Genomic DNA, 25,836 nt, shown 5'->3' on the forward strand with positions numbered 1-25,836 from the left:
ACATTCTCATACATTGTAATGAAATGAGTTAGTAAAAGCTAGGCTCTGTTATAATGCATATTGTAACGTAATTTATTCCCGGATGACATTTTATGCCTTCAATACCGAGTGCCCCGATTTATGATGTGGCTTCGCTGCTTCCGCACAGCGGACATATGGTGCTTATCGACTGTGTGAAAGAATTTGGCGATGACTACACAGTTTGCCGTGCGCCGGTTGGCGACAAGCATATTTTGCTGCAGGACGGTGTGTTGCCGTCTATGGCTTATATGGAATTGATGGCGCAGGGCATAGGCGCGTTTGCAGGCATTGAGGCTTTAAAGGCCGGAGAGCCTGTACGTTTGGGTTTTTTATTGGGAACGCGCAAGCTGGATTTGTTTGCCGGTTCTGTGCCTGTCGGTACTGAGCTGGAAGTCAGGGCGCATGTGTCCATTCAGGATTTGGGCGGCATGGGCGTGTTTGATTGCGAGTTGCGCTGGACGGATGCGCCGGAAGATGTGAAGCATCTGTTGCCGCGGGACGGTTTACTGGCAAAAGCTTCTTTAAATGTGTACAGTCCGAAAGACGGTCAAGTCATTTAAACCGTTTACAAGGCCGTCTGAAAAGACAAAGATTCAGACGGCCTGTCGATATAGTGAGAAAACGTATGAGTGAAACTATTTTAATTACAGGGTCTAATCGCGGTATCGGTAAAGCCGTCGCGCTTGGTTTGGCGCAGGACGGCTTTGATATTGTCGTCCACTGCCGCAGCCGCCGTGATGAAGCGGAAGCTGTAGCGGAAGAAATCCGTGCATTGGGTAGAAATGCGCGCGTGTTGCAGTTTGATGTGTCCGACCGCGAAGCCTGCCGTGAAATTCTGACTGCCGACATTGAGGCAAACGGCACATATTACGGCGTGGTGCTGAATGCCGGCCTGACGCGCGACAATGCGTTTCCTGCGTTTACTGATGATGATTGGGACTTGGTGCTGCGTATCAATTTGGACGGTTTTTATAATGTGTTGCACCCTTTGACCATGCCGATGATCCGCCGCCGCAAAGCCGGACGGATTGTGTGCATGGCGTCGGTATCCGGTTTGACGGGCAACCGCGGTCAGGTCAATTACAGCGCGTCCAAAGCGGGCTTGATCGGCGCAGCAAAGGCCTTGGCGGTTGAGTTGGCAAAACGCAAAATTACCGTCAACTGCGTGGCACCGGGCCTTATCGATACCGATATTATCGATGAGAACGTGCCTGTTGAAGAAATCTTAAAGGCCGTCCCTGCCGCGCGTATGGGATTGCCCGAGGAAGTGGCGCATGCGGTGCGCTTTTTGATGGATGAAAAAGCGGCGTACATTACGCGCCAAGTGATTGCTGTGAACGGAGGTTTGTGTTGAATACCAGAAGAGTCGTAGTAACAGGTATCGGCGGTATTACCGCTTTCGGCCGTGATTGGCAAAGTATTCAGACGGCCTTTAAAGCCGAAAAAAACGCGGTCAAATACATGGACTGGAGCGGACGCTTTCCTGAATTGGAAGCGCAACTGGGTGCTCCGATTGAAGGCTATTCTCCTCCCGAACACTGGACGCGCAAGCAGCTTAGAAGCATGGGTCGCGTATCGCATTTGTGTGTCGATGCGGCGGAACAAGCCTTGACGGATGCGGGTTTGCTGGGTGATGAAAGCATTACAGACGGCCGTATGGGCGTGGCGTGCGGTTCGTCTGTCGGCAGTACCAAAGACATCGGCGATATGGGCGAACTTTTGCTCACCGGCACATCGCGTAATTTCAACGCCAATACTTATGTGCGTATGATGCCGCATACGACTGCCGCCAATATCGGTATTTTCTTCGGCTTAAAAGGCCGCATTATCCCGACTTCGAGCGCGTGTTCTTCCGGCAGCCAAGGCATTGGTTATGCCTACGAAGCGATTAAATACGGCCTGATTGATATGATGCTGGCCGGCGGCGGCGAAGAGTTTTGTCCGTCCGAAGTGTATGTATTTGATTCGCTTTATGCCGCCAGTCGCCGCAACGGCGAACCTGAGTTGACCCCGCGCCCTTACGACAACGCTCGAGACGGCTTGGTCATCGGCGAAGGTGCAGGCATTTTTGTATTGGAAGAATTAGAACACGCCCGTGCGCGCGGTGCGAAAATCTATGCCGAGCTTGTCGGCTATGGTGCAAACAGCGACGGCAGCCACGTTACCCAGCCGCAAAAAGAGACCATGCAAAAATGTATGGAGCTTGCGCTGAAAGACGCCGGTATTACGCCTGATAAAGTCGGCTATGTCAGCGGCCACGGTACAGCGACCGAAAAAGGCGATATTGCCGAAACATTGGCGACTGAGGCAGTGTTTGGTTTTGTGCCGATGAGTTCACAAAAAAGCTATCTCGGACATACACTCGGCGCGTGCGGCGCATTGGAAGCCTGGTTTACCATCGAAATGATGAACAATGGTTGGTTTGCGCCGACTGTCAATTTGGAAAACATCGATCCGCGTTGCGGCAAGGTGGATTACATCCAAACTGGCGGACGTGAGATTCAAACCGATTATGTGGTCAGCAATAACTTTGCTTTTGGCGGCGTCAATACTTCGCTGGTGTTCAAACGTTGGCAAGAATAATCATTGCTTGATGTTATGATTAAAGGCCGTCTGAAACTTATCTGGAGTTTCAGACGGCCTTTATTTTATTTAGAGCTTGAGCCGCTTTTGGATTTTATTCGTTTGTTTTCTTCTGATTTAAATCCACCAGCCTTGTTCCGGCCAAGAAGTCATAGAGGAACTGGCGGTCGGGATGGAACAGGGCGAAGCCCCATGGCAGGATGAGCCAAATGAGCGCGGCGCCGAATGCACCTTTGGGCGGGATATTGAGCAGATGACGCAATCCGGCGTAGGCAAACAGGGGAATAAAGACAATAAAAATGCTTGCCCAAATAAAGCGCAGGCGCAGCTGCGGCAGGAGCGGCTGGGTATCGTTTTTATCGGCTAAGCCGATTTTCCATGTCTGCATGGCAAGGGTTTGGCCTTTTTTGTGCCAGTTGGCGCGGAAGTAGAGCCACCATGCGTAGAACAGAATCAGACAGGTTGTCAGCATAGACAGGCGCGTGGAAACGGGATTGAGAAAGATGGCGACAATGCCGGCTGCAAGGGCGGCAATGCTGGTAACGGCACCGGTCAGCAGAAGTTCGTAAACCAGTGCGGCGAGGCGGCGTTTGAGTGGGGCGGTAGGAAGACGGGTCATAATGCGATGGAAACGGAAATGGGTTTGATGGAAATAAAAACAGGCCGTCTGAAACGGGATAGGATGTTCAGACGGCCTGTTACTGTCGGGATTAGCGATGTGGACGTTTTTGACCGCGTGCCTGTTGGGCAGCCATTTGGTTCATTTCCTGACGGGTCGGACGTTTTTTGAAGATGGCGTGCGCTTCGTCAACGGAACATTTTTGTGACAGGCAAACCAAGGTAATTGCGTCTTTTTGATGTTGGCCGCCGCTGTGGTACATGCGGCGCAGGTTAGCTTCGTTGATACGGCCTTTTTCCGGATCGATGTCGAATTTTTTCAGGCGCTCGAGGAATTGGCGTTGCTGACGGCGTGAAGTCCAAACAAAACCGCCTGCGGCAGCGGCCACGATGATGACGGCCAACAGGATGGCCAGCGGCCATGAATCGACGATCAGAACGATGATGAGGCTTAATACGGCAGTGGACAGCAGGGCCAGACCGCCGATGCGAAGTTTGGTTTTATTATCCATATGGTTGATGTTTCCTTGTTTTTTGCTGGAAGAGGCCGTCTGAAATGCGAGGTTCAGACGGCCTGAATTTGAGTTTACGCTATTTTACAGTATTTTCTGTTTTTGGGGCGTATTGCGTGCAAGTTTCTTGACGCGTGGCAACGGTTTCAAGCAGCCAGCGAGGTAACGAGCTGTTTGAACTCGGTCCATGCATCGCCTTCTTCCGCGCCTTTGATGATGCGGTCGATTTTGGCGCAGGTTTTGAGCGCGTCGAGCAGGCGGTTGATGGAAATGCGTTTAGCCGCCATCGGTGCAAGAGTCTGCTTGTCGCCCCATAAGCGCAGGCTGTTGCGCAGGCTTTGGATGTTTTGGCCCTGCTTGAGTGCGGCAGTCAGGCGGATTAGGGTGCGGATGTCTTCGGCAACTGCCCACAACAGCAAAACCGGCTCTTCGCTTTCTTCTTCCAAACCGTCCAGCAAACGGGAAACGCGCAGAGCATCGCCTTTCATCCATGCGCCTGCCAGTTGGAATACGTCGAAGCGGGCGACGGTGGCAACTGCGGCTTCTGCGTCGGCAATATTGATTAAATGGCCTTGGGGATGGAGCAGGGCGAGTTTTTCGATTTCCTGACGGGCGGCCAAAAGATTGCCTTCGACGCGCTCGGCAAAAAGGGCGAGTGCTTCAGGTTCGATATCCAAACCCTGCTGTTTCAGACGGCCCTGTATCCATTGCGGCAAAGCATGTGGCGCAACGGCTTTGGCTTCTAAGACGATGCCTTTGCCTGCCAATGCAGAAAACCATTTGGACTGGATTTGCGCTTTTTCAAGCTTGGGTAGGAGGATGAGCGTAACCGTATCTTCGGGCAGGCGTTCGGCGAAGGCTTGTAGGACATCACCTCCGTTTTTGCCAGGTTTGCCGTTGGGAATGTGGATTTCCAGCAGTTTCAAATCGGCAAACAAACCTGCGCTGCCGGCACTTTGTAATAGCTCGGTCCAGTCAAAATTGTTTTCGGCGGTATAGACTTCGCGGTTGAGATAGCCTTGTTTTTTTGCGGCTGCGCGCAGCGTATCCAAAGCCTCGATGCGCAACAAATCCTCTTCGCCGTGGATGATGTACAACGGTTTGAGCGGCGTATCGGAGTGCAGGCTCTCAATGGGCGCGGCAGCCATTATTGCGCCTTCAGGAAAGTCAGGCGGCGGACGATTTGATCTGCGGCGTCGATGCGCATTTCAGACCAGATGGTTTCTTCCTCTTCCTGTTTGCCCAAAACTTCGCTGTCGGCATAGTCCATGGTGCGGTGAACCTTAACTTCTATCGGTTCGCCAACCGGCTCGCCGTTGCGGAAGGCTTGGACTTTGACGGTCATGGCCAGCAGGTATTCGTTGATCGCGGCGGCGCGGGTGATGGTGTAGATATCGCGACGTTTTTGGAAGTCGACAACGCGCAGGGTGATTTGTGATTCGGCTTCGCTAACCGGATGACCGTCGGCACGGCGTAAGGCATTTTCCAGCGCTTTTTGCATGACGGCTCCGCCTTCTACATGCCAGTTTTGATAAGGCAGCGGCTGCGAAGTCACGCCTGTGCCTTTCAGGTGAAAACCGCAAGAGGCAAGCAATAGAGCGAGTGCAGGCAATAGGATTTTTTTCATTGGATATTCCTTCGTTGAAACCGGTTACGGTATCGTCGGATTATAACGAATAATGTTTAGGCCGTCTGAAACCGTAAACGGAAAGTATTTCAGACGGCCTTGTTTTTGATGGCGCAAATCTTATTTTTCCAACCAAATCAGGCTGACCATGCGGCCGGTTTGCCCGTCGCGGCGGTAGGAGAAGAAAGTATCGCGCTCCAAGACGGTGCAATGGGTGCCGCCATAAATCATGTTCACGCCTTCGCGGTGCAGAACCATGCGCGCCAAAGCGTAAATGTCGGCAAGGTATTTGCCGCTGCCGATGTCTTCAAACGCATCGACAGCTTCCGGCATAGGGGTGCAAAACGCATCAAATACATCTTGTCCCACCTCAAACGCATCAGGGCCGATGGCAGGGGCGAGATAGGCCATGATTTCCAACGGCTCGATATTCATTGCTGCAATAGTGTTTTGCAAAACACCACCGGCCAAACCGCGCCAGCCTGCATGAGCCGCCGCAACGACTGTACCTGCTTTGTCGCAAAACAAGACAGGCAGGCAATCGGCAGTCATCGAAGCGCAAGCGACTGTTCCCGTTGTATCCACCGAGGCATCGGCGTCGGGTGTATTTCCTAACGCTTCGGCGGCATTTACAACAATGGTGCTGTGGATTTGATTGAGGTAGGCAACGGGTAGGCCGACTTGTTCCTGTACGATTTCGCGGTTGCGAAGCACGGCTTCCAGATCGTCGCCGACGTGTGAGCCGACATTCAGGCTGCGGTACACGCCTTCGCTGACACCGCCGTTGCGCGTGGTAATAAGCGTTTTAACATTGGCAGGAGCAGGCCAGTCGGCAGTCAAAAAATTCTTGCCTTGCGGGGCGAGGTTTAGGGTATCTGTGATGGTTTTCATAATCTTTGAATCGCTGAATATTGGAACGGATTGATTTCAGACGGCCTGAAATAATATTTTAGGCCGTCTAAAAATATGGGTTTAATCCCTTACATAAACGACTTCGACATCGTAGTCGTCTTCATTCCAATCGTCGTCATCGTCTGTGCCGAATTTTTCTTGCCATTCTTCCTCGTTGCTTAGGGACGAATCCAAACCGGCTTCCAGACGCAGGACGGAAAGCAGGTGGTACATATCGTCAGGTATAGGCGCTTCAAAGGAAACGGTTTCGCCGGTTTTCGGATGGACAAAGCTCAAGCGGTAGGCATGCAGGGCTTGGCGCGCGCCGAGGGCTTTGATGGCTTCTTTAACTGCGTCGCTACATGGATGGCGCAGGTTGCCGTAAACAGGGTCGGCGGCCAGCGGATGGTTGGCTTCGCGCATATGAACGCGGATTTGGTGTGTGCGGCCGGTTTCGAGCGAGCATTCGATGTAGCTGTGTGCCAAATAACGTTCCAACACTTTGACGTGGGTAATGGCAGGTTTGCCGCCGAATTTGACGACTGCCATTTTCAGGCGGTTGTGCGGATCGCGGCCGATTTGGGTTTCGATTTTGCCGTCGAAAGGAACAATGCCGTTGGCGACTGCGCGGTAAATGCGTTTGACTGTGCGCTCTTGAAGCTGCTGAACCAATGAGTTTTGCGCCGGCAGGGTTTTAGCGACCACCATCAGACCGCTGGTTTCTTTGTCCAAACGGTGTACGATGCCCGCACGCGGCACTTGGCTTAATTCGGGACAGTGCGCCAACAGGCCGTTGAGCAGGGTGCCACTCCAGTTGCCTGCGGCAGGATGGACGACCAATCCGGCCGGTTTGTTGATGACGATGACGGTATCGTCTTCATAAATGATGTCCAAATCCATCGGTTCGGGTGTGAACGCGAGGTTTTCTTCGCTCGGACGTACCGTAACGGCAATCAATTCACCGCCTATCATTTTATCTTTGGATTGCGCGGGCTTATCGTTTACAATGACTGCACCCTCTTTAATCCACGAACTCAGGCGGCTGCGCGAGTAGTCGGGCATGAGTTTGGCCAATACGGCATCCAGCCTTCCGCCCGCCATTTCGAGCGGAACGGTCAAATTAACACAACTTTCTGTTTCAGGGGATGACGGAAAGTCTAAATCATCGCTATAATCGGCTTCGTTATCAAAGGAAGTATTCTGCATGAAAAAAATTCTTTTAGTAGTTTCTTTAGGTTTGGCACTGAGTGCCTGCGCAAATAAAGGCACAATCGATAAAGACGCCCAAATTACTCAAGATTGGAGTGTGGAAAAGCTTTATGCCGAAGCGCAAGACGAATTGAACAGCAACAATTATACGCGAGCTGTCAAGTTATACGAAATTTTAGAGTCCCGTTTTCCAAACGGCCGCTATGCACAGCAGTCCCAGTTGGATACGGCGTATGCCTATTATAAAGACGATGAGCCGGAAAAAGCCTTGGCTGCCATTGCGCGTTTCCAACGCCATCATCCGCAACATCCGAATATGGACTACGCGTTGTACTTGAAAGGTTTGGTCCTGTTTAACGAAGACCAGTCTTTCTTGAACAAACTGGCTTCTCAAGACTGGTCCGACCGCGACCCGAAAGCCAACCGCGATGCTTATCAGGCGTTTGCCGAGTTGGTTCAACGTTATCCAAACAGTAAATACGCTGCCGATGCAACCGAGCGTATGGCCAAGCTGGTGGACGCGTTGGGCGGTAACGAGATATCTGTGGCGCGTTATTACATGAAACGCGGTGCTTATGTCGCAGCAGCCAACCGTGCGCAAAAAATCGTCAGCCGTTACCAAAATACCCGTTACGTCGAAGAAGCTTTGGCGATGATGGAATTGGCGTACAAAAAACTGGACAAGCCGCAACTGGCTGCCGATACACGCCGCGTTTTGGAAACCAACTTTCCGCAAAGCCCGTTCTTGCAACACGAATGGCGATCTGACGATATGCCTTGGTGGCGTTACTGGCGCTAAGCGTCGGGTTGTTCAGGCATGAATTAAGGCCGTCTGAAAATGATGCAGCTATGCATTTGGTTTTCAGACGGCCTTTGTTTTTAATGTTTTTTTACGCTCTCTGTAAACAGGGTGCAAAATTCGTTTTAATATGGTAAAGTCTGATTTTAATAACTCGACGGTTTGAAGCCGTTACTCAGGGGCTGTTTAAATTTAAAATCAGTTTTGTTGAAGCCGCATCGGATTTGCCGTTGATGCATTCAGGAAAATTTCAGTCGTCAGGCTGATTTGGTTTTAAATTTAATCAGCCCTTTATGTTTACAAAAAAACAGAGGTAGATTCTCATGAAGTCTTGGCAGCTTCCTGAACACGTCGCCGACGTGTTACCGACCAATGCCCGACAACTGGAAAGCGCCCGTGAGCGGCTATTGGCTTTGTTCCGCGTGCATGGTTATGAATTGGTGCAACCGCCATTGATGGAATACAGCCATTCCTTATTGACGCATATCGATGCCGGTTTGTCTTTGAAAACCATTTTGGTCGTCGATCAGCTCAGCGGTCGTCAGCTCGGTATCCGCGCGGATATTACGCCGCAGGTGGCGCGTATTGATGCCCACTTGCTTTCCGCCAATCAAGGTATCAACCGTTTATGCTATGCCGGTTCGGTGCTTCATGCGCGGCCTGACGGATTGCTCAATATGCGCGAGCCTTTGCAGGCCGGTGCGGAAATGTACGGCTTGGAAGGCATTGAAGCGGATATCGAATTGATTGATTTGATGCTGAAAAGCATGAAGATTGCCGACATGGGCGAAGTTTTGCTTTCATTGGGTCATATCGGCGTATTCCGTGCTTTAGCAAATGCCGCGCATTTGGATGAGCAGCAATCGGCAATCCTGCTGTCATCGATGCAGGACAAAGATGCCGAGGCTGTCAGCCAGTTGGTCAAAGAGTGGAAACTCGACGGCATGTGGGCAAAAGCGTTTTCACTGTTGCCCCGACTGTACGGCGGTCGTGAAGTGCTGACTGTGGCTCGTGAGAAATTACCGGAATTGTCCGCAGTCAGTGCGGCTTTGGATGAATTGCAGGCGGTATGCGATGCGTTCCCAAATCAAAAAGTGCATATCGATTTGTCGGAACTGCGCGTTGACAATTACCACACCGGTTTGCTTTACGCGGCTTATGGTTCAAACCGTCATGATGCCGTAGCACGCGGCGGCCGTTATGACGGATTGGGCGGATACTTCGGACGTGCGCGTCCTGCTGCTGGATTCAGTTTTGATTTGCGCAGCTTTATCGGCCGCCTTCCTGCTATCGGACGAGAATCCGTGGTGGCTGTCGATGTAAAAGACATGCCTGCGGCTCAAGAAGCGTTAGATGCTTTGCGCGAACAAGGACAATGTGTCGTTATCGATTACGGTATCGGCTATAACGGTTCAGAAGAGGTTACAGGCCGTCTGAAACAGGTAAACGGCGTTTGGAAAGTAATCGCTTTGAACGATTGAGTTTTATTTTGAAATTTTGTATCTGAAATAAGGTTAGATGGCTATGGCTAAAAATGTTGTCGTAATCGGTGCCCAATGGGGTGATGAAGGCAAAGGTAAGATTGTTGACTGGCTGGCGGAAGAAACCAGCGGTGTAGTACGTTTCCAAGGCGGCCACAATGCCGGCCATACTTTGGTCGTCGGTGGCAAAAAAACCATTTTGCGCCTGATTCCAAGCGGCATTTTGCATGAGACTTTGGACTGCTTCATCGGCTCGGGTGTTGTCGTTTCTCCTGAAGCATTGTTGGGCGAAATCGACGAATTGAACTCTGCCGGTGTGAAAAACGTTAAAGGCCGTCTGAAAATTGCGCCGACCTGCCCATTGATTCTGCCTTACCACATTGCGCTTGACCAAGCACGCGAAGCTTCCCGCGGTAAAAGCAAAATTGGTACAACCGGTCGCGGCATCGGCCCGGCTTATGAAGATAAAGTTGCCCGTCGCGCGATTCGCGTGGTGGACTTGTTACACCCTGAAAAACTGGTTGAAAAACTGGAAGCTGTTTTGGCTTATTACAATGTCCAGTTGCAACACCTGCACAATGCCGAGCCGGTAAAAGTTGAAGATGTGATGGCGGTCATTGAAAAAGTTGCACCGCGCATTACGCCGATGATTACCGATGTTTCCCGTGTTTTGAACGAGAAAAACCGCAAAGGCGAAAGCCTGTTGTTTGAAGGTGCTCAAGGTACGTTGCTGGATATCGACTACGGTACTTATCCGTTTGTCACTTCCTCCAACTGCTTGGCTGGTGCAGCTTCTGCCGGTGCAGGCGTAGGTCCGCAAATGCTGGATTACGTTTTGGGTATCGTTAAAGCCTATACCACTCGCGTGGGTTCCGGTCCATTCCCGACTGAATTGTTTGACGAAGTGGGCGCAGGCTTGGCTGAACGCGGCCATGAATTCGGTTCTGTAACCGGTCGTGCGCGTCGTTGTGGCTGGTTTGATGCGGCTGCTCTGAAACGCTCTATTCAAGTTAACGGCATTTCCGGCATGTGCATTACCAAGCTGGACGTGATGGATGGTATTGAAAACATCAATATCTGTGTAGGTTATGAATTGCCTGATGGCAGCAAAACCGACATTCTGCCTTGCGGCTCTGATGCGGTAGAAACCTGCAAACCGATTTATGAAACTATGCCGGGTTGGAGCGAGTCGACTTTCGGCGTGAAAGAGTACGACAAGCTGCCTGAAAACGCTAAAGCTTATCTGAAACGGATTGAAGAAGTTTGCGGTGCGCCTGTGGCTATTGTTTCAACCGGTCCTGATCGCGAAGAAACCATTGTTTTGCATCACCCGTTTGCTTGATTGATTAAGTGAATAAAAGGCCGTCTGAATTTTCAGACGGCCTTTTATATAAATGCAATAAACATTCAGCCCTGAAGGACGTCTGTCTTCAGGGCTGAATTTTGTATTTTACGCCGTTTTTTAACGCGAGTGTTTGGAAACTGAGATGTAGTGCCAAGTAACAATTATTCTCATTGACGTAAATCAAGAAAAACCAAATCTGTAATTTTATTTCATAAAAACCCCTGTAAATAAATGGGTATTGATGTTATCCTTTCAGAAAATTTACAGTCTATATTTTCAATAAAATTAGGAGCTTGATATGTCAAATGATGTTCAGCAACGTCCAGCCGCTTGGGAAGGTTTTGTCGGTGGCAACTGGGAAACCAACGTAGATGTCCGCGATTTTATTCAAAAAAACTACACGCCATATGAAGGCGATGCCTCTTTCTTGGCACCAGCAACCGAAGCCACAACCAAGCTGTGGGCGGAAGTGATGGAAGGCATCAAGGTTGAAAACCGTACGCACGAGCCGTATAAAATCGACGCGCAAATCGTCTCCGGTATTACCAGCCATGCTCCAGGCTATATCGACAAAAATTTGGAAACCATCGTCGGCCTGCAAACAGACGAGCCTTTGAAACGCTCTATCATGCCGTTTGGCGGTTTGAAAATGGTGCAAGACGCGTGCAAAGTGTACAACGTTGAATTGAATCCCGAAGTCAGCGAAATTTTCACCAAATACCGCAAAACCCACAACCAAGGCGTGTTTGACGTTTACACTCCCGATATCCGCCGTTGCCGTAAATCAGGCGTGATTACCGGTCTGCCGGATGCTTATGGCCGTGGCCGTATTATCGGTGACTACCGTCGTGTGGCATTGTACGGTATCGACTTCTTGATGAAAGACAAACTCAACCAGTTCAACTCACTGCAAGCCGATTTGGAAAACGGTGTGGACTTGGAAGAAGTGATCCGCCGCCGCGAAGAAATCAATGAGCAATATAAAGCATTGAACCAAATGAAAGAAATGGCGGCTTCTTACGGCTACGATATTTCCGGCCCTGCAAAAAATGCACAAGAAGCGATCCAATGGACTTACTTCGCCTACCTCGCTGCCGTTAAATCTCAAAACGGCGCAGCGATGTCCTTCGGCCGTGTATCTTCATTCTTGGATATTTACATCGAACGCGACCTGAAAAACGGTGTGATTACCGAAACCCAAGCTCAAGAATTCATTGACCACTTGGTGATGAAACTGCGTATGGTCCGTTTCCTGCGTACGCCCGAATACGACCAACTCTTCTCCGGCGACCCGATTTGGGCAACCGAATCCATCGGCGGTATGGGCTTGGATGGCCGTACCTTGGTAACCCGCACCAACTTCCGCGTGCTGCATACCCTGTACAACATGGGCCCGTCTCCTGAGCCAAACATCACTGTATTGTGGTCAGAACAACTGCCGCAAGGCTTTAAAGAATTCTGCGCCAAAGTATCCATCGATACTTCGTCCATCCAATACGAAAACGACGATTTGATGCGCCCTGACTTCAATAGCGACGACTACGCCATTGCCTGCTGCGTCAGCCCGATGGTGGTCGGCAAACAAATGCAGTTCTTCGGCGCACGTGCTAACTTAGCTAAAACTCTGCTGTACGCAATCAACGGCGGCGTGGATGAAAAATCTAAAGAGCAAGTTGGTCCGAAAACCGAGCCGATTATGGACGAAGTTTTGGACTACGACACTGTCTTTGAGCGCATGGACAAATTCATGGATTGGTTGGCAACCCAATACGTTACTGCGCTGAACATTATTCACTACATGCACGACAAATACAGCTACGAAGCCGCGTTGATGGCGCTGCATGATCGTGACGTGAAACGTACGATGGCATGCGGTATCGCCGGTTTGTCTGTAGCTGCCGACTCACTGTCCGCCATCAAATACGCCAAAGTGAAACCGATTCGCGATGAAAACGGTATTGCTGTTGACTTCGAAATCGAAGGCGAATACCCACAATTCGGTAACAACGACGACCGCGTGGACGACATCGCCTGCGACTTGGTAGAACGCTTCATGAAAAAAGTGGCAACCCACAAAACTTACCGCAACGCCACTCCGACTCAGTCCGTACTGACCATTACTTCCAACGTTGTTTACGGTAAGAAAACCGGTAATACTCCGGATGGCCGCCGCGCTGGCGCTCCGTTTGGTCCGGGTGCAAACCCGATGCACGGTCGTGATGTCAACGGTGCAGTCGCTTCATTGACTTCTGTAGCCAAACTGCCATTTGAGTTTGCTAAAGACGGTATTTCCTATACCTTCTCCATTATTCCTGGCGCGTTGGGTAAAGACGAGCATTCTCGCGAACGCAACCTTGCCGGTTTGATGGACGGTTATTTCCACCATGAAGACGGTATTTTGGAAGGCGGCCAACACTTGAACGTCAACGTATTGAATCGCGAGACTTTGGAAGATGCGATGCACAATCCGGAGAAATATCCGCAGTTGACCATTCGTGTTTCCGGTTATGCGGTTCGCTTCAACTCGCTGACCCGCGAACAACAGCTTGACGTGATTACCCGTACATTCACAGAAACCATGTAATCGGGTGGCGAAACAAACCAGAAGCTAAATTTGCATTTGGTTTGTTTTGAAACAAAGCTCCAAGGCCGTCTGAAATGTTCAGACGGCCTTTATTATCGTACAATCCATATAAGCAAAAACATTTTTGAGCCGAACACTATGTCCACGACTTTTGCCATTACCCCCGAGCCGGAACTGAAAGACCTTGGCCACCGTCACTATAACGGCAAAGGTATTATTCATTCGATTGAATCTTGCGGTGCTGTCGATGGTCCGGGTTTGCGCTACGTGCTCTTTTTGCAAGGTTGCCTGATGCGCTGCCTGTATTGTCATAATCGCGATACTTGGGATTTGCATACCGAGCAGGCGCAGGAATTGGATGTGGCAACCGTGATGAAGCAGGTCATGACCTATCGTCATTATCTGCGTGCGACAGGCGGAGGTGTAACGGCAACCGGCGGCGAGCCGTTATTGCAATATGAGTTTGTACGCGATTGGTTTACGGCCTGCCGGGAACACGATATCCATACCTGTCTCGACAGTAATGGCTATGCTTTGCACTATGATTCGATTTTGGATGATTTGCTAGATCATACCAATTTGGTCATGCTCGACTTAAAACAAATCGATCCTGAAATTCATAAAGTACTCGTCGGTATTCCCAATACCAAAACGCTGAAATTTGCGCGTTATCTTGCCGAACGCAATCAGCCGACGCGTGTGCGTTATGTGGTTGTTCCCGGTTATACCGATGATGAGCGATCGGCGCATTTATTGGGCGAGTTTATCGGTGATATGGATAATGTCGAAATGGTCGAGCTTTTGCCGTATCACGAATTGGGCGCACATAAATGGGCTTTGTGCGGTGACGAATACAAGTTAAAAGGCGTACATCCACCGCCCAAAGAAACCATTTTGAAAATCAAAGAAATATTAGAGAGCTACGGAAAAAACATTATTTATTAAAACAGAAAAAGGCCGTCTGAAACGAAATAATCAGTTTCAGACGGCCTTATATATTGCGTTCCATCAGGGGCGCATATTTTTAATTCTTGTAAAGCCCCTTAACTATAGCCAGTGAAGGGGCTTAATCATGTTTATTTTCTATACCGTCAATCCCGAACCCTTATCTTTCCCGAAAGCATACATCTTGAAAGTGTTCAAGGATAAAGACAACGAATCCCAATGCATCAAAACAGTTTGTTTCCCTATCCGCAATCCGACTTTGAAACAAAAAACCGAAAACGAAGCGTATGAATGCGGCAGATTGTTTGTAAAAGAACTGATGGATAAGGAATGCAACCGTGAAAGCCTTGGAAGATAAAGCCGTGGCGGTGGTCGCGGATATGGCGGACGCGTCAGCGGACGGCAAGGCTGCGACAACCGCCGAAGGCTGCCCCCCTAGGCTAATAGGGGGGGGGAGCAAAATAAAACCCCTAATCCGAAGGGTGCGGAAAAATCGGAGAACCAAGACTTCGAATTTGAATATTTCAGCCATTTCGTATCGGATGGAAAAGGTAAATTCATTGAAATACCGTTAAGAAGAGGAAGGGATGACGGCGCATTTATTGACCAAATCACTTTCACAATTCACGAAGACAGTTTGCCGAAAGTAACAGGTAAAGGATTGGTATCCGATACGGAATTCGTTGTGAAGTATAGCGAGCTGTTAGAAGAAATTTTAGGTTTTGGCATTACCCAAAAACTACCGTTTAAAGGAAAGTTTTTCTATAAAAGCTGTTACCAACTAGGCCCGGATAACGTTGAATACGGCAAGGTTCATTACGGCGGTCAGCGAGAAACAATGCTGGTTGAATTGAATGGTACAGGTTGTCAGGCTGCTATACCCGGTTGGGAAAACCGATTGTACGAGTTTTTAAGTAAGTGCATACGTCCAAAAATTACCCGTGTTGATGTGGCCCATGATTTTTTTAACGGCGAATACACGCCCGATCAAGCATTACTTGATCATGATAACGGTCATTTTGATGTTCATAACATGAGGCCAAAAAGTGAATGCCGCGGTACTGCATGGCGCAATGATGATGGTAGCGGCAAAACCTTTTATGTAGGTAAACGCGGAAATTCTAAATTTACACGTGTCTATGAGAAAGGAAAACAATTTGGCGATGTCAACAGTCCATGGGTCAGGTTTGAAACTGAATTTCGGGCAGGCGATATAGAAATCCCCTTAGATGTTTTGCTTTATCCCGGTTCGTATCTTGGTGGTGCTTACCCGATATGTTCGGCGATATTCAAAACAGAAGCTAAGCGGATGGATGCCAAGACAGAAACAGTAAATTTATCTTTCGATCACAAACTGTTTCATGCGCGTAATCAGGTTGGAAAGATGGTTAATTTCCTCCGTGATATAGGCTGGGATGATACAAAAATTGTCGATGAACTTGTAAAAGGCATTGAAGGTTATCCCAAAGGTTTACAACCTGAACAATACGACTGTAGAGATCAGACACAAAAGATCCAGTATATACACGAAGAGCAAAAAGCAATTGATGATTTGAACATGCAAACATTACTTGATGATTTGCTTGATGAGAAAGAAACCGCATTCCCACAAGACAGGGAAAAACAACACATTCGAGAAATCGAACTCGAAGAGAAAATTATTTCAAATTTTTTAAACAAGTAAAGGAAATTCAAAATGTTTGAGCAAAGCCAAGTAACCACGTATTCAGCAACCCTGTTGGGAGCAAAACAATTCAAAGGCGAAATTGACGGTAACAAAATCGATTCTTGCACTGTTTTGGTAGCCAGCCCCATGCCGTCAAACGGAAATGCTGTGGGCTTTACCGCGGCAAGCATGAAATTTGGCGATAGCCATAATTTCGAAAAGCTGAAAAATCTCAAATTCCCATGCGCGGTTGATGTAACCGTAGCAATGGAATCAACAGGTAAAGGCCTTGTTCCTAAATTGCTTGATTTCCAAGTTAAAGGCGCAACGCCCAAAGCCTAAGAAAGGCTGAATCATGAGTAAGTATCAGCAAAAATTTATTGTTCAAGAACTCGAAAATCATGAATTCATCTATCCCGATCCATTCGGCGATATTGGCTTTACGCCAAACATTAAATCTGCCGGTCAATATGAAAGTTATGAAGACGCTTTCAGTTCGGCGATTGAAGAAATTGGTGGAGAATTTTTAATTTTCAGTTTTTATACAAAAGAAGATTAAGTTTAAGAGGCTCGGCGGGCGGTCTCTAAAACCTTCACATAGCCCGCAAACACATTTTTTTAAACATTTCGTTAAGGAAAACATCATGAAATTGATGAACACTTGCCGTAAATACGGCGCAAAACTGGCCGTTGTTGCCGCTGCTCCTCTGGCTTTTGCTACACAAGCCTATGCCGCTTTGCCCGAAGGCGCAAAAACAGGTATTGAATCTGCCAAAGCTGACGGCCTTGAAGCAGGATGGCTGGTTGTCGGCGTTTTTGCAGCGCTGTTCGTAATTGCCATTGTGAAACGCTTGTTACGTTAATAGGTAATTAAGATGTACTACCAAGTCGGGAATAAATGTCTTGAGCAAAGCCAAGCTGAAAACGTCTATTTCAGCTTGGTAGTACCTCAAATAACCCAAGACGGCAAAATTATCAAACCTGAATACAACGGCACAGTATGGAAACTGAACGGACAGACGATTAAAGCCGATTTACCTAAATGCGATCCAAGTGACAATTTAAAAAGCGGTTTGGATACAGGATGGCTCTTATTCGGCGTGATGGCCTCTGTGTATTTTGTATCCATTTTAAAAAGGGTTCTCAAATGATGGATTACTATTTTTACTTGGGACTGGCAGTACCTGTTTTGATAGGGGCGATTTTATTCAAGGATTGATACCCTATTCGGGTAATGGCAAAATCTAACTTTCAGCAACCATTATGAAAGTTAGTATTATGTTTTACATTTCAGAAGAAGAATTGAGATTTAAAAAAGATACGAATCCCAATTATTTAAATGAAAAATTGTGTCATGTGTTTATAGCTGAAATGTTCAGACTTAAAGAAATTTATCCAATTTCTGATTTTAAGAACATGGTAAAAAGTGCATCTCAATATTTCTTAAATCGAACATATCTTGATGATATGTTAGTTTTTTTTGAAGATGGCTCGTTTTTAAAATTTCAGTTTTTAGAACATGGCTTTGAATGCAAAGAGTTCTATGATGGTCAAATTTCTACGGCTTATTATTATGGCCGTTATTCTATTAGGATTTAATTTTAAAGCTCATGCTGAATTAGTTGTTGAACCAAATGGTAGAGTACGTGTTTCGACTGGCGGTTTTAATCAAAATGGCGTTAGAACTTGGCGGTATTTAGATAATGGTCGTGGTGGTATGGGTGGGAATATGTTTTATCATGAAAATTCCAGTAAATCCCTAGCTGTCCGTGACGTATCAACTGGCTTTAGATCTGCCTCAACTGTCCCCGTAACGTTAGAAGCTAGAGTATCCCGAAAAGCCGTCCTATCAGGCGCATTTGGCCTGGTAAAAGCAGGCGCAAAACTTGGTCTAAAAGCTGTTCCTTATGTTGGTGCTGCTTCATATGCTTATGATGCCTATCAAGTTGTTAAATCTGATCTTGAATTTGAAGGCTACAAATGGAATGAAGCTAGCGAAGAATTCCTAAAAGAATGGCCTGCGAGAAATTGTATTTGGGTTAGAGATGAAAGCGACAGAGTGCAAGATGTTGCATGTTATGGCGTTGATAGTTCGGTTTTAAATGCTTACAGAAAAGGCGGTAAAAGCCAACGCGAAGCAGAAGAACTTATGAAAGGCCAAATGGAAAAACTGGCTGGCCCTTTTTGGGAAAAACGTAAAAAGGAACTTGATAAAGATTTAGGTTCTAAATTTTGGGAATATTACCATTTAGATGAATGTCTATTCGATTTAAATGGAGGTGGTTGTTCAGTTAAAAGAGGTAGTGACGGCAGAAGTTCAGTTTCTTTTCGTTTAAAAATGCGAGATACACAAGTCCTTGATCAAGAAACATTTCTAAAAATGTCAACCCATTCAATAGATAGCAACCCTACCCCCTTCGTCGAAGGCACAGGCAAACCAGAATATAACGAAAAAGTATCAGTCCCTGCCGGTACTGTTGTAACCATTGGCCCTGTTACCCCCGAAAATGGCAAGCCGGTGCAAATTACCATTACTTTCGGCCAAGATTCAAATGGCAACTCAACTGCAAAAGTTGAAACAACGCAGCGTCCTGATCTTGATCCGGGTAGTTCAGAAGCACCTAAATCCAAACCTGACGGTAACCCTGACGGAAAACCTGACGGTAATCCCGATGGAAAGCCTGATAAAAAACCTGATGATAATCCTGATTCCGATGATAAGCCTGATAAACGTCCAGATGATAAACCTGATCCGGATGATGATCCATCTGATAAAGATAAAGATAAAAGAAAAGAAGATAAAAAAGATGACAAGAAAGAAGAATCAAAAGGCTTACTTTGTGATTTTTTCCCAGACATTTTAGCCTGTGACAAAATGGGCAAACCAGAAGAAGGTATGTTTGATGACATTAATATTCCTCGGGTAACCGATGAAAACACATGGAACAGTGACAACTTCCTACCGCCAAATGGCGTTTGTCCTCAGCCAAAAAGTTTTAGTATTTGGGGAAAGCCGGTACAAATCAGCTATGAACCGCTCTGCGTTTTCATGGAAAAAGTCCGTTTTGCCGTTCTGCTCGGATTCATCATCATGTCAGCTTTTATTGTTTTTGGGTCTTTGAGGAAATAAGAGGTACTTATGCAATTACTTGCAGGTCTTATACCTTTATTGGCAATTTTGCTCAAAATGCTAATTGTCAGAATAATTATTGCTACTGGCATGACGTTTGTAACATATGCAGGCTATATTATTGCGCTAAATAAATTTAAAGATTACACCTTGAATGCCATAAATTCTATGCCGTCTGATATTCTAAATTTACTTTTAATAGGTGGTTTTGGACAAGGTCTCGGTTATTTATTCGGCGCATTCAGCTTTTATATTGGAATGAATACATTAAATAAATTAACTTTTATTATGCCAAGGTAGCTTTATGATTTATTTGTTTACAGGGAACATGGGTACTGGCAAAACATCACGAGTAGTGTGGGGGACTGTTAGTTTTTGCACAAGGAACAAATAGAGTAAAAAAACGCTGAAATCTCGGAAAGACGTGGATTTCGGCGTTTTTTTGTATCCGGAAAAGTTACGCCAGCTTTTTCACAAAACCGCGCCGGAATGCGCGGTTTTTTGTTGAAAGCTGACGGGATTGGGAAATTTTTAAAACTATTTTAAGAGGTTTTTAAAATGGATTTAATCGATACTCCGGCCATACCACTCAACACGGCCTATGATGGCGATGTCGTCTTGGGTATTGCTCAAATCTATTTCAAATGGTGCGTAACGTGGATTTTCAGACGTTACAAGCAGTTTGCCCGGTATACGTTGCACACGTTTGACAAAGAGGTCATTGCCTATACGCAAGACATATAGGCCGTCACGCGGGTCGGTTTCGGCATGATTGATGAGAATGGAATCCCCATGATTGAGCACTCCCTCCATTGAATCGCCTTTTACGGTAATTACAGACAGCTTTTCCGGCTGTTTGGTCACATAGTTGTCAATCCAATATTTCCGGAAAGCCAAGCAGAACAAAGGTTCTTCGCCGAAGACCGGTGCGCCATACCCTGCTGCTGCGGCTACGTTGTAGCGCGGCACGAATACAAACTCTGACAAGTCGACAGGGTTGCCCATAGTGTCGGTAATTCCATCAGAATTTCTGCTTACAGAGAATGCTCCGGCGTTTTCCGGCCTAGCTTTATCAAGATACGGTAAGCCTTTGCCGGTCAGCAGCCAGTTTAAATCACACCCAGTAGATTCTTGAATCTTTATAAGGGTTTCAGTGTTTGGAAGGCCGTCGTTATACCAAATCCGGTTAAATCCAGGCGGGCTCATTCCAATATCTCTTGCAATAACCGCAGGCTTTGGGTTATCGCGCCATAAGTAGGTCAATCTTTCTTTAAAAGTATTCATAAGCTATCTCTATATGTGGTTGCATACATAAAAATATCTATGCAACTTTCTATGCAACTAAATGTATTTGGTTGCATAAAATTAATTCATTTAATAAACAAAAACATACAGAAAACCTAAGCGAAAGCTTATATTTTTCTCTATGCAACCGCTTTACATATTATCTGGTTGCATATATTATTCAATCAACCAAGAACAAACGGTTAGAAAAACGGTTTAACGTATGGAGTAAGTGAAATGGTACAAAAAAACGCAGATTGGCACCGCGCAGATATTGTTGCAGCACTCAAAAAACGTGGTTGGTCAGTAAGAGCTCTTAGTGTTGCATCCGGCTTGTCGCCAAATACATTGAAAGGCGCATTGCAATTCCCTTATTTGAAAGGAGAAAAAATCATTGCAGATGCAATAGGCGTCCCACCTGAAGTAATTTGGCCGACACGCTATGAAGAACGTAATTTCAAGCCAGTATTAAGTGCTTCGCACTAATTATACGCAGATGTTTAAGAGAAATCATGCAAATGATTACAAATGAACTAAAAGCGGGATAAGTGGAGTTTTATATGCAAACAGATAGTCTTTCATCATCAGAACTCGCAAATTTACGGTTGCCAAATCTACAAGTATCAAGACAGGCGATTGAGAAGCGAGCCAAGACACAAGGCTGGCCGTACATCGAAGAAGTTGGCAAAGCGCGTGGAGGCCGTCTGAAAAAATACTTAATCGCTTCCCTCCCTGCCGAAATCCGAGCAGCCATCATGAAACGGCAGTCGGACGAGCTGGCGGAGAAGATGCCGAAAACCCTGCCCCAAGTCAGACCGGGGACGGCGATGTCGGCTCAGGCACTGGCCGAAACGGCCAAGCTGTTGAACGAGAAACAACGGTCGGTGGCGGATGCGCGATGTGCGGTGGTGGCGGCGGTGTTGGGTATCAAATATCAATACGGTTGCTCTGCGAAGGCTGCGGTGGCTCAGTTTTTGGGCTTGCTGGCAGAAGGTAAATTGGACGCGGTCACGCTTGGGAACTTGGAAAAGGCCAATGACCGCAGCCGGTCGGCGAAGATTGGCGAACGTACTTTAGACGGCTGGATTTCTGCTTATTTGAAAGCGGAAAACGCGACGGAGCGGTTGGTTGCTTTGGCTCCGAAGACGACGAAGGCGGTTAAGCCGATTGAGAGCTACGGTTGGTTGCCGATGTTTATGCAGTTTCACAATATCCCGTCCGCGCCGAAACTGGCACACAGCTACCGCCGGTTTGTGCAGTGGGCAGAAGCGGAAAATATGCCGGTTAACGATGTGCCTAACTTGAGTATGGTGCGGCGCGTTTGGGACAAGCTCCCGTTGATTATGCAGGAGCGCGGCAGGAAAACGGGGGCGGCTTATAAATCGCTGCTGCCTTATGTGAAACGTGATTGGGGGGCTTTGAAGCCGAACGATGTTTGGATCGGCGACGGCCACAGCTTTAAGGCGAAGGTGGCGCATCCGGTACACGGCAGGCCGTTTAAGCCGGAAGTGACGGTGATTATTGATGGTTGTACGCGGTTTGTGGTCGGGTTTTCGGTATCTCTTGCTGAAAGTTGTGTGGCGGTATCGGACGCTCTGCGTATCGGGGTCAAGCATTTTGGTTTGCCGATTATCTATTACTCGGATAACGGCGGCGGCCAAACCGGCAAGACGATAGACCATGAAATCACGGGTATTACGTCCCGACTGGGTATCCGGCATGAAACGGGTATCGCGGGCAACCCGCAAGGGCGCGGCATCATTGAGCGATGGTGGAAAGACAATCTGATTGAGATGGCGCGACAGTATGAGACGTTTGCGGGCGCGGGGATGGACAGCAGCACGAAGAACCTGATGTACCGCAAGATGGAAAGTGCTTTTAATGCTTTGGAAAAAGGCAAGGATTTGACGGAGGAACAACAGAAATATTTGAAAAAACTGCCGAGCTGGTCGCGTTTTATAGCGGATGTGGTCAAGTGTATCGACGAATACAACAACCGCCCGCACGGGGAGCTGCCACGACATCCTGACGGCGGGCATTATACGCCGAAGGCTTATCGGGAAATGAGGCTGGAACAGGACGGTATCGCGCCGGATATGTTGTCGGCAGAAGAGCTGGCGACGATGTTTATGCCGCAAGAGGTGCGAAAGGTACAGCGCGGTTGGCTGGATTTGTTCAACAACTCTTATTTCTCAACTGAGCTGGCGGAGTATCACAAAGACGAGGTACGGGTCAGCTACGATTTGAGCGATGCGTCGGCGGTCAATGTGTTTGATATGGACGGCAAGTTTATCACTAAGGCGCAGGCCAACGGCAATACCCGCGAGGCTTTCCCGACGGCTCGTATCGACCAACTGGCGGAAAAACGCCGAAAAGGCAAAATCAAGCGGGCGGAAAATGCAATCAAGCTCGCAAACGCGGAAGTCAATCCGGCTTTGGAACAGGCTGCGGTTTGGGACGAGCTGGGACATTTGGGCGGAAACGTCATCGAGGCGGAGTATGCGGTATTGCCGAAAACGGGCACAGACGATTTTGTGTTGTTTGAGGCGGATAGAAGTTAAAACGGTTTTAAACCTCTTTTAAAAGGACTAAAAAAAATGAAACAAATTAATCAAGCATTGCAACAAAAACTGGCTGAATTTAAAGCCAAATCAGGTATGAACCAAACCCAACTGGCACGCGGTATCGGTACTTCGCCGGCATCCATCAGTATGTATCTCAATGGTACTTATGCGGAAAAAGGCGGCAATTATGAAACCATCGAGCCGAAAATCGAGGCGTTTTTGGAGATGCAGGACAGCAAAGCGCAACGTGAAGAGCTGGTGTTGGGATTTGTATCGACTAAGACGACACGCCGCATTGCGGAAGTGATGCGCGATGCGCACGAAGGCGGCGAAACGGTGGTGATCTACGGTCAGGCTGGCTTGGGCAAGACGCAGGCGGTCAAAAACTACTGCGAGAAAAACCCTGCGGCTATCTTGATTGAGGCTAATCCGAGCTTCACGGCACTTGTCCTGATGCGCAAGTTGGCGACGGCGGCGAAGGTATCGGCGATGGGCAGTTTGAATGATTTGTTTGAGTCTGTATCTGACCGCCTGCGCGATTCAGGCCGTCTGATTGTGGTCGATGAAGCGGAAAACCTGCCGTTACGCGCCCTTGAAATTGTACGCCGTCTGCACGATGAGACTGGCTGCGGCTTAGTGTTGAGCGGTATGCCCCGACTGGTGGCCAACCTGCGCGGTAAGCATGGCGAGCTGGTGCAACTTTATAGCCGCGTGTCTGTTGCGCTGAATTTAGGCGAATCTTTGCCGGATGACGAACTCTTTGAGATTGCGAAAGCGGCTTTGCCTGATGCGGACGAGGAGACGCTCTTGGAACTGGTTAAGCATAGTAACGGCAATACACGCCGGATGAGCAAATTGATGCGCGGCGCGGTACGCACGGCGAACAAGAACGGTATCAAGATGCAGGCCGGTATCGTTAAGAAATACAGCTCCCTGATTATCCGATAAGAAAGGCCGTCTGAAATGAGACACGAATATGCGGTACACGCCGGAGTCTATGAGGACACTTGGCACGATTATGAAACCCATAAACGTCGCAAGATTTGGCGGGCGGATGTGCGCGGCAAGCGCAAAGAAGGCTTCGCATGGTTGCAAATCCGCCGACTGCGGAAACGCTTTGAAAGCAAAGAGGAAGCCAGGGAATGGGCGGCGCAGGTTAAGGCGGATTGGGTGCGCAATAATTTTTTTGCCTTGAGAAAATATTAAGTAATTGATTTATAAGGAAATAGGAAAATGTCTAATTTGTTTTGCGAACGAAAAACCAAGTGGATCGGTTTGGCTTTTTGGTTGTTGTTTTGGGCGGTTTTGGTGGGAACGATGCTTCACAGCTGCTCTAAGCCGGTGGTGTCGGCGGCGAAGTTGGAAATGTCACGCCGCGAGCGTCTGGCGGACTTGGAGGCTCAAGCTTTAGGCGAGCAATACGAGGCGATGAGTACGGAGGAAAAAATGAAAGGGATTGTTTATGAGCGATAAGCCATTGAGCCCTACGGCGAAACAAGAGGCTTTGGCACGGGCGGTAAAGGAAATCCGCGCGAAATATGGCGATAAGGCGATTGTGAAAGGATGTGTGAAATGAGTTTCGGACGACGTAATACGGATTGGCAGGCTTGGGGACAACACCGCAGGCGTACGACGGCGCGAATGGCGCAAAAAAACAGAGAGCGTGAAATCGAAGAATATCAGGCGCGTTTTAAACGGCCTGCCGAGAAGAAGGAGGAGAAAAAATGATTTGGTTTGTTGTCGGATTGGCGGTGTTGGTATTGCTGGGGATTTGGCTTGAAATGTTGGCCCGAATCGTCGTGTTGCACATGATCGGCGAAGGCCATGACGGTTATGACGACAATTAAAACGGTAAGCCGTTGATGTTGCTCTATATTTTTTTGCCTTATTGAAAATGTAAGGTATTGATTTAAAAGGATTTAAGAAATGAATGGAAAAGAAATTGCAGAATGGATCGAAGACCGTGGCGAGCTGATGATCATGAAGAAGGACGGCGAAGGCTTTGTAATCGCTGCGCGGTCGCCGGACGGGATGTGGAAGACTGCCGAGGCGGGAACTTTGGCTCAGGCGATAACTTTATGGGAGGAAGCGTGATGGACATTGAGCAATACAACCCTAAAAAGAGTCCGAAATATAGCAATTTTATTTATAGATTTTTGAAAAAGAACAAAAAAAATATACCGCATAGAGGAATGCCGGTTATCGAAAAGTTTGACACGCTGGGTATCTGGCGTATCGGATGGCATGACAGTGACGGATGGTTTACCGGTGCTCCCATCAGTTTTTTACCCGATGGAAAGGTAGAGATTTATGCATTTAAGCCAGGCGGACAAGTTGTCGAAAAAGTCGAATGGTGTGATTACAAACGTATTGGAGCCTGTGCTATTGACGGGTATGCGCATAAATGGCGTGAAGTTAATAAAAACAGTCGGTGCTGCGAATACTGCGGCCAATGGATACGACGGAAAGTTAAAACCGAGAAAGTTATTCGCCGCCGCGATATTTGGGAGATTGAATCATGATTTGCCGTTGTCCTAACTGCGGAGCGGCCAACAGGTTGTTGTCTTTATAGCGTTT

At 47.9% G+C, this 25,836-nt stretch carries 33 protein-coding genes and 1 pseudogene; 27 read left to right on the forward strand and 7 right to left on the reverse strand.

All coding sequences use genetic code 11. The features are described 5' to 3' along the window. Positions 1–92: 92 nt before the first annotated feature. The 3 genes from ACTHRE_RS07965 to ACTHRE_RS07975 all read left to right on the forward strand — a co-directional run bounded on the left by ACTHRE_RS07965 (position 93) and on the right by ACTHRE_RS07975 (position 2,604). Positions 93–581 carry an ApeP family dehydratase gene (locus tag ACTHRE_RS07965; RefSeq protein WP_377073826.1) on the forward strand — a complete coding sequence of 163 codons (489 nt, stop codon included), beginning with the start codon at positions 93–95 and terminating at the stop codon, positions 579–581. Between the two features lie 65 nt (positions 582–646). Next, positions 647–1,375 carry a 3-oxoacyl-ACP reductase FabG gene (fabG, locus tag ACTHRE_RS07970; protein ID WP_377073825.1) on the forward strand — a complete coding sequence of 243 codons (729 nt, stop codon included), beginning with the start codon at positions 647–649 and terminating at the stop codon, positions 1,373–1,375. Further along, on the forward strand, positions 1,369–2,604 hold the full coding sequence (locus tag ACTHRE_RS07975; RefSeq protein ID WP_377073824.1) for a beta-ketoacyl-ACP synthase: 1,236 nt from the start codon (positions 1,369–1,371) through the stop codon (positions 2,602–2,604). The genes fabG and ACTHRE_RS07975 overlap by 7 nt, the downstream gene beginning before the upstream one ends. Positions 2,605–2,698: 94 nt before the next feature. Here the strand turns inward: ACTHRE_RS07975 and ACTHRE_RS07980 are convergent, their stop codons facing one another. From ACTHRE_RS07980 to rluD, 6 genes are all read right to left on the reverse strand, one after another. Then, positions 2,699–3,223: an RDD family protein gene (locus ACTHRE_RS07980; protein WP_377073823.1), complete on the reverse strand. Its 525-nt coding sequence runs from the start codon at positions 3,221–3,223 to the stop codon at positions 2,699–2,701. 91 nt (positions 3,224–3,314) lie between these two features. Then, positions 3,315–3,734 carry a hypothetical protein gene (locus ACTHRE_RS07985; RefSeq protein WP_377073822.1) on the reverse strand — a complete coding sequence of 140 codons (420 nt, stop codon included), beginning with the start codon at positions 3,732–3,734 and terminating at the stop codon, positions 3,315–3,317. A gap of 146 nt (positions 3,735–3,880) precedes the next feature. After that, the gene (gene holA, locus ACTHRE_RS07990) at positions 3,881–4,882 is read right to left on the reverse strand and encodes a DNA polymerase III subunit delta (RefSeq protein WP_440344986.1); all 1,002 of its coding nucleotides are present in this window, start codon (positions 4,880–4,882) and stop codon (positions 3,881–3,883) included. Further along, positions 4,882–5,361, reverse strand: a complete 480-nt coding sequence (locus tag ACTHRE_RS07995) for an LPS-assembly lipoprotein LptE (protein ID WP_003685752.1) — start codon at positions 5,359–5,361, stop codon at positions 4,882–4,884. The genes holA and ACTHRE_RS07995 overlap by 1 nt, the downstream gene beginning before the upstream one ends. Before the next feature lie 120 nt (positions 5,362–5,481). Then, positions 5,482–6,252, reverse strand: a complete 771-nt coding sequence (gene pgeF, locus ACTHRE_RS08000; RefSeq protein ID WP_377073820.1) for a peptidoglycan editing factor PgeF — start codon at positions 6,250–6,252, stop codon at positions 5,482–5,484. An 81-nt stretch (positions 6,253–6,333) separates the two neighbouring features. Further along, positions 6,334–7,458, reverse strand: a complete 1,125-nt coding sequence (rluD, locus tag ACTHRE_RS08005) for a 23S rRNA pseudouridine(1911/1915/1917) synthase RluD (protein WP_377073819.1) — start codon at positions 7,456–7,458, stop codon at positions 6,334–6,336. Between rluD and ACTHRE_RS08010 the strand changes: the two genes are divergently transcribed. The 15 genes and pseudogenes from ACTHRE_RS08010 to ACTHRE_RS08080 all read left to right on the forward strand — a co-directional run bounded on the left by ACTHRE_RS08010 (position 7,457) and on the right by ACTHRE_RS08080 (position 19,805). Next, entirely contained in the window at positions 7,457–8,260 is an 804-nt protein-coding gene (locus tag ACTHRE_RS08010) for an outer membrane protein assembly factor BamD (protein WP_003680807.1), read from the forward strand. The two genes, rluD and ACTHRE_RS08010, sit on opposite strands and share 2 nt — an antisense overlap. Before the next feature lie 323 nt (positions 8,261–8,583). Then, positions 8,584–9,741 carry an ATP phosphoribosyltransferase regulatory subunit gene (locus ACTHRE_RS08015; protein ID WP_377073818.1) on the forward strand — a complete coding sequence of 386 codons (1,158 nt, stop codon included), beginning with the start codon at positions 8,584–8,586 and terminating at the stop codon, positions 9,739–9,741. A 43-nt stretch (positions 9,742–9,784) separates the two neighbouring features. Beyond that, entirely contained in the window at positions 9,785–11,083 is a 1,299-nt protein-coding gene (locus tag ACTHRE_RS08020; protein ID WP_377073817.1) for an adenylosuccinate synthase, read from the forward strand. 301 nt (positions 11,084–11,384) lie between these two features. Next, positions 11,385–13,670 (forward strand): formate C-acetyltransferase, encoded by a 2,286-nt coding sequence (pflB, locus tag ACTHRE_RS08025; protein WP_377073816.1) that lies wholly within the window; start codon positions 11,385–11,387, stop codon positions 13,668–13,670. A gap of 138 nt (positions 13,671–13,808) precedes the next feature. After that, on the forward strand, positions 13,809–14,615 hold the full coding sequence (pflA, locus tag ACTHRE_RS08030) for a pyruvate formate lyase 1-activating protein (protein ID WP_039864035.1): 807 nt from the start codon (positions 13,809–13,811) through the stop codon (positions 14,613–14,615). A gap of 127 nt (positions 14,616–14,742) precedes the next feature. Then, positions 14,743–14,973, forward strand: coding sequence for a hypothetical protein (locus ACTHRE_RS08035; RefSeq protein ID WP_377073815.1), 231 nt, complete (start codon positions 14,743–14,745; stop codon positions 14,971–14,973). A gap of 22 nt (positions 14,974–14,995) precedes the next feature. Continuing rightward, positions 14,996–16,299, forward strand: a pseudogene (locus ACTHRE_RS08040) (replication initiation factor domain-containing protein). Between the two features lie 12 nt (positions 16,300–16,311). Then, on the forward strand, positions 16,312–16,623 hold the full coding sequence (locus ACTHRE_RS08045; protein ID WP_070646585.1) for a hypothetical protein: 312 nt from the start codon (positions 16,312–16,314) through the stop codon (positions 16,621–16,623). A gap of 13 nt (positions 16,624–16,636) precedes the next feature. Next, a complete protein-coding gene (locus ACTHRE_RS08050) occupies positions 16,637–16,840 on the forward strand; it encodes a hypothetical protein (RefSeq protein WP_049336678.1) in 204 nt (67 codons plus the stop codon). An 85-nt stretch (positions 16,841–16,925) separates the two neighbouring features. Then, positions 16,926–17,144 carry a major capsid protein gene (locus ACTHRE_RS08055; RefSeq protein WP_070646338.1) on the forward strand — a complete coding sequence of 73 codons (219 nt, stop codon included), beginning with the start codon at positions 16,926–16,928 and terminating at the stop codon, positions 17,142–17,144. Between the two features lie 12 nt (positions 17,145–17,156). Beyond that, the gene (locus ACTHRE_RS08060; protein ID WP_070646341.1) at positions 17,157–17,432 is read left to right on the forward strand and encodes a hypothetical protein; all 276 of its coding nucleotides are present in this window, start codon (positions 17,157–17,159) and stop codon (positions 17,430–17,432) included. Between the two features lie 112 nt (positions 17,433–17,544). Further along, positions 17,545–17,880 (forward strand): hypothetical protein, encoded by a 336-nt coding sequence (locus ACTHRE_RS08065; RefSeq protein ID WP_283120644.1) that lies wholly within the window; start codon positions 17,545–17,547, stop codon positions 17,878–17,880. Then, complete coding sequence (locus ACTHRE_RS08070) at positions 17,825–19,411, forward strand: IgG-binding virulence factor TspB family protein (protein ID WP_377073814.1); 1,587 nt, start codon at positions 17,825–17,827, stop codon at positions 19,409–19,411. Before ACTHRE_RS08065 ends, ACTHRE_RS08070 begins: the two co-directional genes overlap by 56 nt. A gap of 9 nt (positions 19,412–19,420) precedes the next feature. Beyond that, a complete protein-coding gene (locus ACTHRE_RS08075) occupies positions 19,421–19,711 on the forward strand; it encodes a DUF2523 domain-containing protein (protein WP_377073813.1) in 291 nt (96 codons plus the stop codon). Positions 19,712–19,715: 4 nt separating this feature from the next. After that, entirely contained in the window at positions 19,716–19,805 is a 90-nt protein-coding gene (locus ACTHRE_RS08080; RefSeq protein WP_440344985.1) for a zonular occludens toxin domain-containing protein, read from the forward strand. Between the two features lie 170 nt (positions 19,806–19,975). Here the strand turns inward: ACTHRE_RS08080 and ACTHRE_RS08085 are convergent, their stop codons facing one another. Continuing rightward, positions 19,976–20,695: a S24 family peptidase gene (locus tag ACTHRE_RS08085; protein WP_070713288.1), complete on the reverse strand. Its 720-nt coding sequence runs from the start codon at positions 20,693–20,695 to the stop codon at positions 19,976–19,978. Between the two features lie 237 nt (positions 20,696–20,932). Here ACTHRE_RS08085 and ACTHRE_RS08090 point away from each other — a divergent pair, with 237 nt between their 5' ends. The 9 genes from ACTHRE_RS08090 to ACTHRE_RS08130 all read left to right on the forward strand — a co-directional run bounded on the left by ACTHRE_RS08090 (position 20,933) and on the right by ACTHRE_RS08130 (position 25,781). Then, the gene (locus tag ACTHRE_RS08090; RefSeq protein ID WP_039862369.1) at positions 20,933–21,181 is read left to right on the forward strand and encodes a helix-turn-helix domain-containing protein; all 249 of its coding nucleotides are present in this window, start codon (positions 20,933–20,935) and stop codon (positions 21,179–21,181) included. A 74-nt stretch (positions 21,182–21,255) separates the two neighbouring features. Beyond that, positions 21,256–23,256 (forward strand): Mu transposase C-terminal domain-containing protein, encoded by a 2,001-nt coding sequence (locus ACTHRE_RS08095; RefSeq protein ID WP_440344984.1) that lies wholly within the window; start codon positions 21,256–21,258, stop codon positions 23,254–23,256. Between the two features lie 36 nt (positions 23,257–23,292). Beyond that, entirely contained in the window at positions 23,293–24,207 is a 915-nt protein-coding gene (locus ACTHRE_RS08100) for an AAA family ATPase (RefSeq protein WP_219198622.1), read from the forward strand. A 15-nt stretch (positions 24,208–24,222) separates the two neighbouring features. Beyond that, a complete protein-coding gene (locus ACTHRE_RS08105) occupies positions 24,223–24,465 on the forward strand; it encodes a toxin PIN (protein WP_440344983.1) in 243 nt (80 codons plus the stop codon). A gap of 27 nt (positions 24,466–24,492) precedes the next feature. Beyond that, positions 24,493–24,732, forward strand: a complete 240-nt coding sequence (locus ACTHRE_RS08110; protein ID WP_188213213.1) for a hypothetical protein — start codon at positions 24,493–24,495, stop codon at positions 24,730–24,732. A gap of 99 nt (positions 24,733–24,831) precedes the next feature. After that, positions 24,832–24,987 (forward strand): hypothetical protein, encoded by a 156-nt coding sequence (locus tag ACTHRE_RS08115; protein ID WP_440344982.1) that lies wholly within the window; start codon positions 24,832–24,834, stop codon positions 24,985–24,987. Next, positions 24,984–25,106: a hypothetical protein gene (locus ACTHRE_RS08120; protein WP_256388733.1), complete on the forward strand. Its 123-nt coding sequence runs from the start codon at positions 24,984–24,986 to the stop codon at positions 25,104–25,106. Before ACTHRE_RS08115 ends, ACTHRE_RS08120 begins: the two co-directional genes overlap by 4 nt. A gap of 79 nt (positions 25,107–25,185) precedes the next feature. Continuing rightward, positions 25,186–25,353: a hypothetical protein gene (locus tag ACTHRE_RS08125; protein ID WP_254324486.1), complete on the forward strand. Its 168-nt coding sequence runs from the start codon at positions 25,186–25,188 to the stop codon at positions 25,351–25,353. Then, positions 25,353–25,781, forward strand: coding sequence for a hypothetical protein (locus ACTHRE_RS08130; protein ID WP_440344981.1), 429 nt, complete (start codon positions 25,353–25,355; stop codon positions 25,779–25,781). The genes ACTHRE_RS08125 and ACTHRE_RS08130 overlap by 1 nt, the downstream gene beginning before the upstream one ends. The last annotated feature ends 55 nt before the right edge of the window (positions 25,782–25,836 follow it).

Source organism: Neisseria sp. P0001.S007, from assembly GCF_051963655.1.
Lineage (GTDB): Bacteria > Pseudomonadota > Gammaproteobacteria > Burkholderiales > Neisseriaceae > Neisseria > Neisseria subflava_A.